The organism is Bradyrhizobium sp. CIR18, from assembly GCF_014198295.1.
Classification (GTDB): Bacteria; Pseudomonadota; Alphaproteobacteria; order Rhizobiales; family Xanthobacteraceae; genus Bradyrhizobium.
Genome location: NZ_JACIHF010000010.1, coordinates 58,449 through 72,541, shown reverse-complemented (window position 1 = coordinate 72,541; position 14,093 = coordinate 58,449). Strand labels below are relative to the sequence as shown.

Here is a 14,093-nt window from a genome sequence, read left to right as displayed (position 1 = left end):
AACCATCGGCGACCGGACGATCCGGAAGCCTTATGAGTTCAGAAAAGTCGCGACCGGCGGCTTGGCGCCGCCGGTCGAATTGGTCGTATCAGCGAATGACGTAGGGCAACAGGCCCAGGAACCGCGCGCGCTTGATGGCGCGGGCGAGCTCACGCTGCTTCTTCGCGGACACCGCGGTGATGCGGCTCGGCACGATCTTGCCGCGCTCGGAGACGTAACGCATCAAGAGCTTGGAGTCCTTGTAGTCGATCTTGGGAGCATTGGCGCCCGTGAACGGGCAGCTCTTGCGACGACGGAAAAACGGGCGGCGTGCACCAGCTTCAGCCATTGTTCTTACTCCCCATCCGTCGTGGTGGTTTCAGCTTCTTCGCGCGGACGACGCGGGCCGCGGTCACCACGGAAGCCACCGCCTTCACGATCGCCACCACGGAAACCACCCTCGCGGTCACCGCGGAAGCCGCCTTCACGCTCGCCGCGGAAGCCGCCGCCACGATCGTCACGCTCGCGGTCGCGGTCGGCCTTGCGCATCATCGCGGACGGGCCTTCCTCGAGCTCCTCGACGCGGACGCTGAGATAGCGGATGACGTCTTCGCTGATGCGCTCCTGGCGCTCGATCTCGGCGATCGCCGCGGACGGCGCGTCGATGTTGAGCAGCACGAAGTGCGCCTTGCGGTTCTTGTTCATGCGGTAGGTGAGGGAGCGTACGCCCCAATTCTCGGTCTTGGTGACCTTGCCGCCGAGACCCTCGACGATACCGGTCATCTGCGCAGTCAGCTCTTCGACCTGCTGCGTGCTCGCGTCCTGACGCGCGAGAAAGACATGCTCATAAAGAGCCATGGTGGTCCTTTCCTCATGTTGGCGCATCGCCCGGCGTCAAGCCCTTAAGAGGCCTTCGGAAAGGACTCTGGGATTAAGCTCAGAAGGCGGAAACACGGGACGACGGGCCGACTGGCCCTGCCACACCAAAATCACGAATGACTTGCTGAGACCGTCCGTTCAGCTCCCGGCCGGGGTCTGCGGATGCGCGCCTTATACGGATTTTGGCTGACTTGGCAAGGTTGGAGCGCCTCGTTTTCGGCCAGACGGTGCTGATAGGCGCGTCCAAACCACCCTCCCGCACCAGCTTGACCTATTTGTTTGTATGTCATACAAATATGGATCGGGAGGTGCTGATGGCGGGTGAATCGGTCCAGGCTCCGCTTGAGGCGTCGGCGGGTGATCCGAAGCACGCTGCGCGGGCCACACGGTCGGCCGGCCGCAAGATGCGCTCGCTGCTGCTGGATGCAGCAAGTCCGCTGTTCCGGGAGCGCGGGCTGTCGGGCACGGCGATCACCGACATCGCGGCCGCCGCGGACGCCTTCCCAAGCCAGATCACCTACTACTTCCGCACCAAGGAGGCGCTGTTCGTCGAATGCGCCTGCCGCGACCTCTTGTATCTGGCGCGTGCGACCGAGCAGGCGGCGCTGAAGGCGCGCACGCCACGGGAATACACGCATGCGCTGGCGGAGACCGTGACGGCGAGCGATTCAGTGGCTTTCTTCGCCGAGGCGCTGACATTGACGCGGCGCCGCCAGGATCTTGCACCGCTGGTCGAGCGCACGATCGAGCGCCTGCACGGCGAAGGCGCGCGCGCCTATGCGAGCCAGGTGGCGCGGCACGGCTGGCGCTCCCTGCGCGCGCCCGACGAAAGCTCGCGGCGGTTCTGGGCCGTCGCTATCGGCGTCATTCTCGAAGGCTACGCCATGGGCCGTTCGCCCGAGGCGCTCTGTGCCGAGATGCTGCGCGTGCTGGGCGAGCAAGCGAAATCTGATGACGCAGCGCGCCTGCGTCTTGTCGAGGGCCGCGAGGCATCAAGCAATTCGAACGAGGAAGGCTAGGCCATGACCGCTCTTCGCATGCGTGCCCGCGATTTCCTGACCGACGACCAGCTTGCCGACGTGCGAGAGCGTGTGACCTGGAAAGGTGTTGCGCTGATCGTGCACGCCTGGGCGCTGATCATTGGCGCGATCGCCCTGGTCGCGTGGTGGCCCAATCCGGTCACCTATGTCCTTGCCGTCGCAATCATCGGCTCGCGCCAGCTGGGCCTCGCGATCCTGATGCATGATGGCGCACATGGCTGCCTGTCCGCCGACGAGAAAACCAATCTGGCCCTGAGCCAGTGGCTCTGTGCCTATCCGCTGTTTGCGGAGACGCGCAGCTACCGGCGTTACCACCTGCAGCACCATGCGCGCACGCAGCAGGAGGATGATCCCGATCTCGTGCTGTCGGCACCGTTTCCGATTACGAAGCTGAGCTATCGCCGCAAGTTCATTCGCGATATCACCGGACAGACCGGCTACCAGCAGCGCAAGGCGCAGTTGCTGAACGCGCTCGGTCCGAAGGGCTGGCCGTGGCGGCAGCGTCTGGCGCATTTCTGGGACAAGCTCGGCCCGCAATGCCTCCTCAACGCCGCGATGTTCGCCGCGCTCGCGGCGGCCGGCATATGGTGGGCCTATCCGCTGCTCTGGCTGGTGCCGCTTCTGACCTGGATGATGGTCATCACCCGCATCCGTAACATTGCAGAGCATGCCGTCGTCCCCGACAGCAGCGATCCCCTGCGCAACACCCGCACCACGCATGCCAATGTTCTCGAGCGCCTGTTCATCGCGCCGTACTACGTCAATTATCACCTCGAGCATCATCTGCTGTTCTACGTGCCCTGCTACAATCTGCCCAAGGTCCATCGCCTGCTGAGCGAGAGCCGGCACGCCGGCCGCATGGAGGTGCAGCCGAACTACGCGGCGGTGCTGCGGCTGGCGACGGCAAAGCCTGACAGGGAGGATCGGCCGGGGCAGTTGGCGAGCAGCGCGCGCCGTGCGCAGGCCGGAGCGGAGGTCGACGCCAACCAGACCGCCGGTGGGTTTTGAGGGGGCGCATCCCCAGTTGAGTGCTGCTCGAAGTTCCCATCTCGGCTTGACAGTCCGGCCCCGGACAGTGTCTACGGCCCCCTTTGGAGCACGATCCGGAACCATGGCCTAACGCCGTGCGTAATCGGCTGCCGGTTCTCGCGGGGATCGTGTCCGACAAGCAGGGAGCGCCGATGACGGCTGCATTCACATTTCCTGGGCAGGGTTCCCAGGCGGTCGGCATGGGCAAGGCCCTGGCCGATGCCTTTCCGGTGGCGCGCGCCGTGTTCGACGAGGTCGATGCCGCGCTCGGGGAGAAGCTGACGGCGATCATCTGGGATGGTCCGGCCGAAACCCTCCAGCTCACCGAAAACGCCCAGCCGGCGCTGATGGCGGTGTCCGTCGCCACCCTGCGCGTGCTGGAGGCTGAGGCTGGATTTTCCGTGGGACGAGATGCGGCCTTCGTCGCCGGCCACTCGCTCGGTGAATATTCGGCGCTGGCCGCGGCCGGCAGTCTGACGGTCTCGGATACCGCCCGCCTGCTTCGCATCCGCGGTCTCGCAATGCAAAAGGCCGTCCCGGTCGGCGCCGGCGCGATGGCCGCACTGCTCGGTCTCGACTACGAGGCCGCCATGGAGGTCGCCAAGGAGGCGGCGCAGGGGCAGGTCTGCCAGGCCGCCAACGACAATGGCGGCGGGCAGGTTGTCGTCTCGGGCGACAAGGCCGCGGTCGATCGCGCCGTCGAGATCGCCAAGACCAAGGGCGCCAAGCGCGCGATGCTGCTGCCGGTGTCCGCCCCGTTCCATTGCAAGCTGATGCAGCCCGCTGCCGACGCCATGGCCGAAGCGCTGTCGAAGGTCACGATCAAGGCCCCGGCTTCGCCGCTGGTGTCGAACGTGCTGGCGAGCGCCATCACCGATCCCGACGAGATCCGTCGCCGCCTGGTCGAGCAGGTCACCGGCACCGTGCGCTGGCGCGAGTCGGTTGCCTATATGGCGGGGCAAGGCGTCACCCGGTTCTTCGAGATCGGCGCCGGCAAGGTGCTATCCGGTCTCGTCAAGCGCATCGCGGACGGCGCCGTCGGCGTTTCGGTCGGTGGCCCGAACGACATTGCCGCCGCCAAGGATGCATTGGCCGCTGCCAAGCAGGGCTGAAGCGCGATGATTTCTCGTCGCGCTTGAGTTTTTCAGTTTACGCACGATCTTCGGAAAACCGCTGCGCACTTTTCCGGATCGTGCTTTGGAGGAGTTTTCGATGTTCGATCTGACTGGCAAAAAGGCGCTCGTCACCGGCGCGACCGGCGGTATCGGCGGTGCGATCGCGCAGGCGCTGCACGCGCAGGGCGCGACCGTTGCGATATCAGGAACGCGCAAGGAGGTGCTGGACGAGCTTGCCGGCAAGCTCGGCGAGCGCACCCATGTGCTGCCCTGCAATCTCTCCAAGGCCGACGAGGTCGAGGCGCTGGTGCCCGCTGCGGAAGCGGCAATGGGCCAGGTCGACATCCTCGTCGCCAATGCCGGCATCACCCGCGACAATCTCTTCGTGCAGCTCCGTGACGAGGATTGGGAGGAGGTCATCAACGTCAATCTGACCGCGACCTTCCGCCTGGCTCGCGCCGCCACCAAATTGATGATGCGCAAGCGCTTCGGCCGCATCATCGCCATCACCTCGGTGGTCGGCGTCACCGGAAATCCCGGGCAGGGCAATTACACGGCGTCGAAAGCGGGCCTGATCGGCATGATCAAGACGCTTGGTGCCGAATACGCCAAGCGCGGCGTCACCGCCAACTGCATCGCGCCGGGCTTCATCAAGACGCCGATGACCGATGCGCTCAACGACAAGCAGCGCGAAACGATTCTGACCAAGGTTCCGGCCGCCCGCCTGGGGACGCCCGAGGATATCGCGGCGGCTGCCGTCTACCTGAGTTCGAACGAAGCAGCCTACGTCACCGGCCAGACCATTCACGTCAACGGCGGCATGGCCATGATCTGAAGCGCTCGTTCCGCACTGCCCACATGGGCTGTGCGGATGCGGCAAACGGCCGTTTCCGGAGAGAAATGAGGCTTATAGTCAAGGCAGTTGAAGTATGATAACCGGACGCTCAACGGATGGGCAAAGAACGCCATTGCAGGTTTTTGAAACCCTGTATATTGGCGATGCGGAGCCTTGGCCGTCGTTCGCCGGGCCCTGTATCGGTTAGGATGGGGCCAAATCAAAGTTCGTAAGCGAAGGCAAGTAACACGACCACGACGGCTCGTATCGTCCCGGGGGGTCGGGTCTACAGGGAACAACACGAGGTTATGCAATGAGTGACATTGGCGAACGGGTTAAGAAGATCGTGGTCGAACACCTTGGTGTTGAACCCGAGAAGGTTGTCGACGCCGCGAGCTTCATCGACGACCTCGGCGCCGACAGTCTGGACACCGTCGAGCTGGTGATGGCGTTCGAAGAAGAATTCGGTTGCGAGATTCCGGACGACGCTGCGGAAACGATTCTCACCGTCGGCGACGCCACGAAGTTTCTCGAGAAGAACGCGAAGAGCTAAGGCTCTTCATTTTCGCGGGGACAACATTGAAACCGGACGGGCCGCTTCCCAGCGGTCAGCCGGTTTCTTGTTATTGGCCGTGAATCTTTCGATGCGGAGTTTTCGGATATGAGGCGGGTTGTCGTCACTGGTCTCGGCATGGTGTCGCCACTCGGCTGCGGCGTCGAGCCAACCTGGAAGCGCATCCTCAACGGCGAGAGCGGTGCGCGCAGGATCGAGAGCTTCGATGTCTCCGATCTTCAGACCAAATACGCCTGCACGGTCGTGCGCGGCGACGGCAGCAACGACACCTTCAATCCCGACAAGTGGATGGAGCCGAAGGACCAGCGCAAGGTCGACGACTTCATCATCTTCGGCATGGCCGCCGCCGGCCAGGCGCTCGACGATGCCAACTGGCATCCCGAGACCGAAGAGGACAAATGCGCGACCGGCACCATGATCGGATCGGGCATCGGCGGCCTCAACGGCATTGCCGAGACCGCGATCCTGCTCAAGGAGCGCGGACCGCGCCGGGTGTCGCCGTTCTTCATTCCGGGCCGCCTGATCAACCTGGCTTCCGGCTACGTCTCGATCGCGCACGGGCTGAAGGGACCGAACCATTCGGTGGTCACGGCCTGCTCGACCGGTGCGCACGCCGTCGGCGATGCCGCCCGCCTGATCGCGCTGGGCGATGCCGACGTGATGGTCGCAGGCGGCGCCGAATCGCCGATCAGCCGCATCGGCATTGCCGGCTTCAACGCCGCGCGCGCGCTGTCGACCGGTTTCAACGAGACACCCGAAAAGGCCTCGCGTCCCTACGACAAGGACCGCGACGGTTTCGTGATGGGCGAGGGCGCCGGCGTCCTCGTGCTGGAAGAGCTCGAGCACGCCCGGCGCCGTGGCGCCAGGATCTACGCCGAGGTGATCGGTTACGGTCTTTCGGGTGATGCCTATCACATTACCTCGCCGTCGCCCGATGGCGATGGCGGCTTCCGCAGCATGTCGGCCGCGCTCAAGCGCGCTGGCCTCACCGCCTCCGATCTCGACTACATCAACGCGCACGGCACCTCGACGCCGCTCGGCGACGAGATCGAGCTCGGTGCCGTCGAGCGTCTGCTCGGCAATGCTGCCTCCAAGGTTGCGATGTCCTCGACCAAATCGTCGACGGGCCATCTCCTGGGTGCGGCGGGTGCGATCGAGGCGATTTTCGCCATTCTCGCGATTCGCGATAATGTCGTGCCGCCGACGATCAACCTCGACAATCCGTCGGTGGAGACTGCGATCGATCTCGTGCCGCATACGGCGAAGAAGCGAGAGGTCAACGTCGCCTTGTCGAACTCGTTTGGTTTTGGCGGTACCAATGCGTCGGTGATCGTGCGGCGCCTCGCCAGTTAGTTTAAGTTTGAGACGAATCCACCGTTTTGCCGTATTCGGCGATAGTCATGGAAGTGGGCGCGTGCATTTGGCAGGGCAAGCGATTGTCGGGCCGCGATTGAACCGGCAGGATTCAGGTTGTTTCGATGAGTGAAAGGCCGCCCATTTCGCCCCGGAGTCCGCGGGCAGCGCTCGAGCCCGAGCAGGTCCCGCCGCCGCCGAAGCGATCGGACCGTGCGCGCAATCCCTTCGTGATCGTCGGCAACGCCATCATCACCCTCCTGCTGATCGCCATGCTCGGCGCCGGCGGCGTCTATTATTACGGCCGGCAGGTGCTCGAGGCGCCCGGGCCGCTCAAGGATGACAAGATCGTCAACATCCCCCAGCGTGCGGGCAAGCGCGACATCGCCGAGACGCTGAACCGGGAAGGCGTGACCGACATCAACCCGTGGGTGTTCATCGCCAGCGTTGCCGCGTTGAAGGCGAGCTCGGACCTCAAGCCGGGTGAATATTCGTTCCAGAAGAACGCCTCGCTCCGCGACGTCATCGCCACCATCGTCGAGGGCAAGGTGGTGCAGCACGCCGTCACGATTCCGGAAGGGCTCACCTCCGAGCAGATCGTGGCGCGCCTGTCCGACAACGACATCTTCACCGGCAGCGTGCGCGAGCTGCCGCGCGAGGGCACGTTGCTGCCCGAGACCTACAAATTCCCGCGCGGCACCCCGCGCGAGCAGGTGGTCCAGCGCATGCAGCAGGCGCACAAGCGCGTGCTCGCCGAGATCTGGGAACGCCGCAATCAGGACATTCCGGTCAAGTCGCCGGAGCAGCTGGTGACGCTCGCTTCCATTGTCGAGAAAGAAACCGGCAAGCCCGACGAGCGCAGCCGCGTCGCCGCCGTGTTCGTCAACCGCCTGAAGCAGCGGATCAAGCTGCAGTCCGATCCGACCATCATCTACGGCCTCGTCGGCGGCAAGGGCACGCTGGGCCGGCCGATCAAGCGCAGCGAGATCACGCAGCCATCGCCCTACAACACCTATGTGATCGAAGGCCTGCCGCCGGGCCCGATCTCCAATCCCGGCCGCGCCTCGCTGGAGGCCGCCGCCAATCCGGCCCGCACCCGCGACCTCTATTTCGTCGCCGACGGCACCGGCGGGCACGCCTTCACCGAGACTTACGACGCGCATCAGAAGAACGTCGCCAAGCTCCGCGCCATGGAAAAGCAGATCCAGAACGACACGGTGGAGCCGGCCGAGGATGCGCCGCCGCCCGCCGCCGTCGCGCCCGGAGCCGCCGATACGCCGACGGCGACCACGCCGGCCCGGCCCAATCAGCAGAAGAAGCCGCCGGCGGCACGCCCCGCTGCTCCAGCACCGGCGCGGCAGGGCGCCGTCCAGCCTTCGCCGCCGGTGGTCCAGCGCTAGGCGCGTTGCAGACCTGCTTGCCGGCTTTGCGGATTCCACTTTCCTGCAAAATAGTCTTAAGATTCGCGTGGCTTGATGCCTCGCGAATCCCGTGTTTCTGGAGAATTTGACCTGATGGCGCTGTCGTCCATGACCGGCTTTGCGAGATGCCACGGCGCAAGCGGGCCGTATACGTTCGAATGGGAATTGAAATCGGTCAACGCCAAGGGCTTTGACCTCAGGGTGCGGCTGCCGCAGGGGTTTGACGAGCTCGAGGCCCACGCCAAGAAACGCGCCGGCGAGCTGCTGTCGCGCGGCACCGTCTATGCCAATCTCACCGTCAAGCGCGCCAACGCTGCGGCCACCGTTCGCGTCAACGAGGACGTGCTCAACGCCGTGCTCAAGGCCGCCGCGGTCATCGCCGGCAAGGTCGACGCGGTGGCGCCGAGCATCGACGGCCTGCTCGCCATCAAGGGCGTCGTCGAGGTCGCCGAGCCCGAGGGCGACGAGGAGGAGGACAAGGCCGCGCGCGCTGCCGCAGCCGAAGCCTTCGACAAGGCGCTCGCCGATCTCGTCGAGATGCGCAAGCGCGAGGGCACTTCGCTCGGGCAGATCCTGACCCAGCGGGTCGACGAGGTCGAGCAACTCGCGAAGAAAGCCGAAGTCGCACCGGGGCGCAAGCCGGAGGCGATCAAGGCGAGGCTCGCCGAGCAGATCGCGAGCCTGCTCGACACCTCCGACCGTTTCGATTCCGACCGCCTGATGCAGGAGGCGATCCTGATCGCCACCAGGGCCGACATCCGCGAGGAGCTCGACCGCATCGCTTCCCACATCGCGCAGGCGCGCGAGCTGATCGGCAAGGGCGGCCCGATCGGCCGCAAGCTCGACTTCCTGGCGCAGGAGTTTCACCGCGAGGTCAACACCTGCTGCTCGAAGTCGAACGACATCGAGCTGACCAATACGGGCCTCGCCATGAAGAACGTGGTCGAGCAGTTCCGCGAGCAGGTCCAGAATCTGGAGTGATCGATGACGAGCGGCGGTCAGGGAACTGACGGTGTCGAGCGGCGCGGATTGATGTTCGTGCTGTCCTCGCCCTCGGGCGCGGGCAAGACGACGCTGTCGCGTCTTTTGATCGACCGTATGTCCGGCCTGAAAATGTCGGTGTCCGCGACTACGCGGCCGATGCGGCCGGGCGAGGTCAACGGCAAGGATTATCTGTTCGTCGACAAGCCGCGCTTCGAGGCGATGGTGAAGGGTGACGAGCTTTTGGAATGGGCCACCGTGTTCGACAACAGCTACGGCACGCCGCGTGGCCCCGTTGAAGCCGCGCTATCGTCCGGGCAGGACGTGCTGTTCGACATCGACTGGCAGGGCACGCAGCAGCTGCGCGAAAAAGCCCGCGCCGACGTCGTCAGCGTCTTCATCCTGCCGCCCTCGGCGGCGGATCTCGAAAAGCGTCTGCACTCGCGCGCGCAGGATTCCGACGAGGTGATCCGCAAGCGCATGAGCCGCGCCAGCCACGAGATGAGTCACTGGGCCGAGTACGACTACATCGTGATCAACCACGACGTCGACGAGGCGTTTGCCGAGGTGCAGTCGATCCTGAAAGCCGAGCGCCTCAAGCGCGAGCGGCGGATTGGCCTCGTTGGCTTCGTGCGAGGTTTGCAAGGGCAGCTGCAGGGCTAGGCTGCGGCAGCCGCGGCCCTTGCTTCGCAAGCCGTTCCAGCATCGCGGTGATCACGTCGACGTCGACGGCATCTCCGGCCTGCGCATCTACCGGCGCATCTTCATGGTGATCGACGGCCTTTTCGTCGCCGATGTCCTTGGCTGCGAGCCGCGGGGGCGATGCCTCGATCTCGAACTTTCCGTTGAAAATGTCGGCCTTGTCGAGTTCGGCGGCCTTGTTGCGAATGGACGCGGATTGCGCCGCGATCCTGCCGATCTCCCTGGTGAAGGCTGCGATTTGCGCGGTCTGCGGCGGCCGAACTTCATCGAAGTCGACGGGGCCCTGCTGTGCGCGCGGCGTGACGGCGGGCTCCGCACCGAGCCAGGGTGCGCGGCTTCCGTCCTGGTCCTGAGGCGCCCAATCGTCCCAATGCCCGCGGCGGTCGGCGGCGGCCTGAACGCGTACGCGTCCGCCGGCGAAGCGGTAGATGACGCTGGCGAGGATGCCGGCGAGCGCCAGCGCGCCGCCGATCACGAGCAGCAGCATCTGCACCGAGCCGGCCGGCTTGTCGGCGGTGCCGTCTGCCCCGGCCAGCGCCATCGGCGCGGGAGGCTTTGCCGGCTTCGCGCTTGGTGGCGCGGTGGCCGCAACGGGAGCTGGCCGCGGGGCGGGCGCGGCGGACGCCGGGGAGGCCTCGGGCCAGCGCGCGGTCACGGCCGGCTGCTGCGCGTTGGTCTCGGGCGCGCCGCTTGGTGGTTGCTGGGCGACCGGCTGCGCATTGGTTGCGGCGGGCGCGGGCGCGCTCGTGTTAGGCATGCCTGGTGCGGCACTCGTCTGCGGAGCGATGTATTCGGCGCGCGCGTTCTGCATTGCTTGCGGCGCGGCTGAATCCGCCTCGGGTGCGTCGGTCGTCGCCTGCGCGGTCTGGGAGGATTTGCCGCCTGCGGCGCGCAGATACCAGCATTGCCGCTTGGTGGTGCGGTCGAGACGATAGTACCAGTGTTGCCCCTGCGGCGCGGCACCCTTCGGGGAGGCGAGGCAGTCGGCGGCCGCGTTGGCTGTGCTCGATGGCGCCGGCGCATTCTGCGACACGGCGGCCAGTGGCGCGCCGGCAATGATGCTGCCGACTAGCGCGGATACGAATTTTGCGGTGCGGTTGCCCATCCTGGTCTCCCGGTTACGCATGACGCAACTCTCAACCAGCCCTTTGTCATCAAAGACTTGGGTGGCAATGAGCCGCAAATCCGGAGAGGATGTGGCTTGAATTGGGCTTGCGGCGCGTTCGTTCCGGCGCGAGATCAGGCATTTTCCTGGGCGTTACTGCTTCGCCGAGCTCCAGGTTCCGCCGCAACCATCGGAGCGCCCCCAGGTTCCGGAGCCGCTGCGGGCGCCGAGACAGCCGAGCCGGTGAAGGTCACATCGTCGCCTTCACCGACCGTGCAACCCGCTCGGCTGACGGTTCCAGTGACGGGGCGAAAGGTGCGTGAGAGAGGGGCGGCGCAGACCGGGCGGTGGAGGGCACGAGAGCCGACTTCGGTAGGATGGGTAGAGCGAAGCGAAACCCATCGTGCTCTTGCTTGCGCCGATGCATGATGGGTTTCGCAAGTGCTCTACCCATCTTACGGCTCTTCCTCATCAGCACACACGCCTTCCCGTTCTCGCGGCGCATCTCGCCCGAGGCTTGCTGTCGTCGCGCCCCATGAAGACCAAAGGGCGCAGGGAAGGCCGGGCGCCGGCGGCACCCGCAAGTCCGTGCGCGACGAAGATGCACACGGGGTGGACCACAGGTGATGCCGGTCGCCCGGCCTTCCCTGCGCGGATGGTTTTAACGGTGTCCTTCGTGCTCTCCTCGGGGAGCGATGCACTATTGCCCCCGTCGCCTTGCGGGAATGATCGATGCACGTGCCCGGTCGGGCCGCCGCATCACCGCAAGCCTTGACGCACAGACCCCGGGCGTCAGGACCACACGACTTCTCCGTCCGCGGACAATCCCGCCGGAATATCCGGAGGCTTGCGTGTGCTCGCCCCCAGGCATCGACGAAACCGCTGTGACCGCGCCGGGTCGTATCGCGTCCCCTGAAGACTCACGGTTGCCCGCCCTGTCATCAGGCTGATCGCGCCGGCGCTACCGCGTCCACCGCCACCCGGCCCGCATCTCGTGACGATCGCGAAGCGCCCCTTTGGCAGGGCCGGGATGAGGCGCTTATGCCACAAATCCGAAATTCGGGAAAGTGGAATATTTTTGCGCGGTGGGCTTGACCGGGTGTTTTGCCCGACGCCTCTCAAGGAACCGCCGTCAGCTCCGTTTGTCGTGTACATCGCGGAAACGCGCCCCATCACCGCAAATGACCCAAGCGGCCTAGCGGACCAGCGTTCCCTAGTTCCAAACCTTTACCTCTGCGACTGCCCAAGGGAAACCTGAATTTCAAGCCTTGCAGTCACCGACTGTTAGGAAGGCTAAGATAAACCGCAGGATGTGGGAATGGACCCCGGCAAGGCGTCAATCGTGATCGAGCGACTGACAGGGGAGTGTGATGGCTGTCGTCGATCAATGCGATTGCCCCGACAAGACAGGCAGGGCGTCGTCGGGACAATTGGGTGCCGATACCTGGATTCAACCCTCAACTGCAGCCATACTCGTTTGGCTGGGATTGCTTGCGATGGAGCTCATCGCAGTCCTGGCGCTGTGCGACTTCAGGCTCTTCTTCACGCTCGACGATGCGTATATCCACCTTGCGGTCGCCGACCAGATCCTGTCCGGCGGATATGGGGTCAACGCCGGGGAATATTCATCGCCTAGCTCATCGATCATCTGGCCATATTTTCTGGCTCTGACGGAAGCGCTTCATCTCGGTGCGTTTGGTCCGTTGTTGATCAATGTTGCAGCCGCAGGTGCGACAATCTTGGCTATCATACGCCTCTTGGAGGCGAATGCCCTGTTCGATGGTGTGGGCGAGCTTCCGTTCGCTTGCGTGATCGCGCTGCTCCTCATCTTCAGTGTCAGCGCCGTCGCGCTGCCCATGACCGGCATGGAGCACAGTATTCACGTCTGGGCCTCAATCGTGACCTTTGCTGGTCTCGTGGCGGCTGCGCGCGGGTTCGCACCAACATCACTCCATTTCCTCGCCCTGGTGCTGCTTCCGCTCATCCGCTTCGAAGGGATCGCATTCGCCGGTGCCGCAATCGCGGCGTTCACGCTGCTGGACCAGCGCCGCTTCGCGGCCGGCGCAGCGCTAGTCATTGTCGTCACTCTATCGGGCTATGCCGTTCTCATGGCCTCGCGTGGCCTGCCGTTGCTGCCGAGCTCCGTCTTGTTGAAGGGCTATCTGACGACTCTTGATCAGCCCGCGAGCGAGCTACCCGCTATCGTCAGAAACATGCTGCGGAGCGTGATGACGTCGTATGGATTGCGGCTCATCGCACTCGGTCTCGCTGTTGCCTGGTGCGCCAGTCTGCTACGCGCCGATCGCAAGGTACTGATCGTCCTTCTGGCTGTTCTTGTTGCCGTCGGAGCCCATCTGGTGTGCGGTCAATACGGTTGGTTCAATCGGTATGAGGTATACATCATGGCTCTCGCGGCAGCCGCGTTGCTGTGGGGCATCGCACAACTCAAGCCACGGCTCTCTGCGCTGCAATGGTCTCGTGTGAAGGTCGGCGTGGTCTTCGGGCTCGGCACCGCGGCGATTCCCTACATGACAGCGGCAGTGGTCTCGCCGCTAGGCGCAAGCGATATCTACGAGCAGCAATACCAGATGGCTCGTTTCGCCCAATCGTTTTACAGAGATGCGGTTGGGGTCAACGATCTCGGCTTGGTTGCATATCGCAATACCAACTATACGCTCGATCTCTGGGGCCTTGGTTCGGAGCAGGTGCGCAAGGCGAGAATGGCGGGAGATTATGGGCCGGCAGAGATGGCGGCCCTTGCCCACGATCACGACGTCGGTCTCGTCATGATTTACGAGGGCTGGTTCGAGAAAGGCGTGCCATCGAGCTGGACGAAGGTCGCCGTGCTCCAAACAAGAAGCGTAACCTTGTCGCGGCAGAACGTCGATTTCTACCGCACGCCGCTGGCCGATGCGGCGGCGGTTGACGCCGCGCTTCGGGCCTTCAAGGCAACGCTCCCGTCGCGGGACAGGCTGGATATCATCACGCCGTAGCGCGATCTCAGGAGGTGCAAGGCATCGCTAGAGAGATCAGAGTGGGGCCTGCTGCCGATCAAGCCCGTTCGCCTGGAAACTTCTCAC

The 14,093-nt window shown here is 64.6% G+C and carries 13 protein-coding genes; 10 read left to right on the top strand and 3 right to left on the bottom strand.

The window, feature by feature from the left end; genetic code table 11:
* Window positions 1–88: 88 nt before the first annotated feature.
* Both rpsR and rpsF read right to left on the bottom strand, forming a co-directional pair.
* Window positions 89–328: a 30S ribosomal protein S18 gene (gene rpsR, locus GGD65_RS27015; RefSeq protein WP_007592020.1), complete on the bottom strand. Its 240-nt coding sequence runs from the start codon at window positions 326–328 to the stop codon at window positions 89–91.
* A 5-nt stretch (window positions 329–333) separates the two neighbouring features.
* On the bottom strand, window positions 334–837 hold the full coding sequence (gene rpsF / locus GGD65_RS27010) for a 30S ribosomal protein S6 (protein WP_026201876.1): 504 nt from the start codon (window positions 835–837) through the stop codon (window positions 334–336).
* 335 nt (window positions 838–1,172) lie between these two features.
* On the opposite strand from rpsF, the gene GGD65_RS27005 reads away from it, so the two are divergent.
* The 9 genes from GGD65_RS27005 (at window position 1,173) to gmk (ending at window position 9,869) form a co-directional block, all read left to right on the top strand.
* Window positions 1,173–1,877 (top strand): TetR/AcrR family transcriptional regulator C-terminal domain-containing protein, encoded by a 705-nt coding sequence (locus GGD65_RS27005; RefSeq protein WP_092253091.1) that lies wholly within the window; start codon window positions 1,173–1,175, stop codon window positions 1,875–1,877.
* Window positions 1,878–1,880: 3 nt separating this feature from the next.
* A complete protein-coding gene (locus GGD65_RS27000) occupies window positions 1,881–2,906 on the top strand; it encodes a fatty acid desaturase family protein (RefSeq protein WP_183237169.1) in 1,026 nt (341 codons plus the stop codon).
* A gap of 173 nt (window positions 2,907–3,079) precedes the next feature.
* Window positions 3,080–4,039, top strand: coding sequence for an ACP S-malonyltransferase (fabD, locus tag GGD65_RS26995; protein WP_183237168.1), 960 nt, complete (start codon window positions 3,080–3,082; stop codon window positions 4,037–4,039).
* 100 nt (window positions 4,040–4,139) lie between these two features.
* A complete protein-coding gene (fabG, locus tag GGD65_RS26990; protein WP_183237167.1) occupies window positions 4,140–4,877 on the top strand; it encodes a 3-oxoacyl-[acyl-carrier-protein] reductase in 738 nt (245 codons plus the stop codon).
* Window positions 4,878–5,190: 313 nt separating this feature from the next.
* Complete coding sequence (locus tag GGD65_RS26985; protein WP_008130699.1) at window positions 5,191–5,430, top strand: acyl carrier protein; 240 nt, start codon at window positions 5,191–5,193, stop codon at window positions 5,428–5,430.
* A gap of 108 nt (window positions 5,431–5,538) precedes the next feature.
* Window positions 5,539–6,804 carry a beta-ketoacyl-ACP synthase II gene (fabF, locus tag GGD65_RS26980; protein WP_092252899.1) on the top strand — a complete coding sequence of 422 codons (1,266 nt, stop codon included), beginning with the start codon at window positions 5,539–5,541 and terminating at the stop codon, window positions 6,802–6,804.
* Window positions 6,805–6,929: 125 nt separating this feature from the next.
* Window positions 6,930–8,204, top strand: a complete 1,275-nt coding sequence (mltG, locus tag GGD65_RS26975; RefSeq protein ID WP_018317569.1) for an endolytic transglycosylase MltG — start codon at window positions 6,930–6,932, stop codon at window positions 8,202–8,204.
* Window positions 8,205–8,318: 114 nt separating this feature from the next.
* Window positions 8,319–9,206, top strand: a complete 888-nt coding sequence (locus GGD65_RS26970) for a YicC/YloC family endoribonuclease (RefSeq protein ID WP_018317568.1) — start codon at window positions 8,319–8,321, stop codon at window positions 9,204–9,206.
* Window positions 9,207–9,209: 3 nt separating this feature from the next.
* Window positions 9,210–9,869 carry a guanylate kinase gene (gene gmk, locus GGD65_RS26965; RefSeq protein WP_183237166.1) on the top strand — a complete coding sequence of 220 codons (660 nt, stop codon included), beginning with the start codon at window positions 9,210–9,212 and terminating at the stop codon, window positions 9,867–9,869.
* On the opposite strand, the gene GGD65_RS26960 is transcribed toward gmk, so the two are convergent.
* Window positions 9,802–11,034 carry a hypothetical protein gene (locus GGD65_RS26960; RefSeq protein WP_179730702.1) on the bottom strand — a complete coding sequence of 411 codons (1,233 nt, stop codon included), beginning with the start codon at window positions 11,032–11,034 and terminating at the stop codon, window positions 9,802–9,804. The genes gmk and GGD65_RS26960 overlap by 68 nt on opposite strands.
* 1,349 nt (window positions 11,035–12,383) lie before the next feature.
* Here GGD65_RS26960 and GGD65_RS26955 point away from each other — a divergent pair.
* Window positions 12,384–14,006, top strand: coding sequence for a hypothetical protein (locus GGD65_RS26955; RefSeq protein ID WP_246783413.1), 1,623 nt, complete (start codon window positions 12,384–12,386; stop codon window positions 14,004–14,006).
* The last annotated feature ends 87 nt before the right edge of the window (window positions 14,007–14,093 follow it).

Coding starts and splice junctions, on each gene's coding strand:
- mltG (WP_018317569.1), top strand. CDS start 6,930: ATGAGTGAAAGGCCGCCCATTTCGCCCCGGAGTCCGCGGGCAGCGCTC.
- fabF (WP_092252899.1), top strand. CDS start 5,539: ATGAGGCGGGTTGTCGTCACTGGTCTCGGCATGGTGTCGCCACTCGGC.
- GGD65_RS27000 (WP_183237169.1), top strand. CDS start 1,881: ATGACCGCTCTTCGCATGCGTGCCCGCGATTTCCTGACCGACGACCAG.
- rpsR (WP_007592020.1), bottom strand. CDS start 328: ATGGCTGAAGCTGGTGCACGCCGCCCGTTTTTCCGTCGTCGCAAGAGC.
- rpsF (WP_026201876.1), bottom strand. CDS start 837: ATGGCTCTTTATGAGCATGTCTTTCTCGCGCGTCAGGACGCGAGCACG.
- GGD65_RS26955 (WP_246783413.1), top strand. CDS start 12,384: ATGGCTGTCGTCGATCAATGCGATTGCCCCGACAAGACAGGCAGGGCG.
- GGD65_RS26985 (WP_008130699.1), top strand. CDS start 5,191: ATGAGTGACATTGGCGAACGGGTTAAGAAGATCGTGGTCGAACACCTT.
- fabD (WP_183237168.1), top strand. CDS start 3,080: ATGACGGCTGCATTCACATTTCCTGGGCAGGGTTCCCAGGCGGTCGGC.
- gmk (WP_183237166.1), top strand. CDS start 9,210: ATGACGAGCGGCGGTCAGGGAACTGACGGTGTCGAGCGGCGCGGATTG.
- GGD65_RS26970 (WP_018317568.1), top strand. CDS start 8,319: ATGGCGCTGTCGTCCATGACCGGCTTTGCGAGATGCCACGGCGCAAGC.
- GGD65_RS26960 (WP_179730702.1), bottom strand. CDS start 11,034: ATGCGTAACCGGGAGACCAGGATGGGCAACCGCACCGCAAAATTCGTA.
- fabG (WP_183237167.1), top strand. CDS start 4,140: ATGTTCGATCTGACTGGCAAAAAGGCGCTCGTCACCGGCGCGACCGGC.
- GGD65_RS27005 (WP_092253091.1), top strand. CDS start 1,173: ATGGCGGGTGAATCGGTCCAGGCTCCGCTTGAGGCGTCGGCGGGTGAT.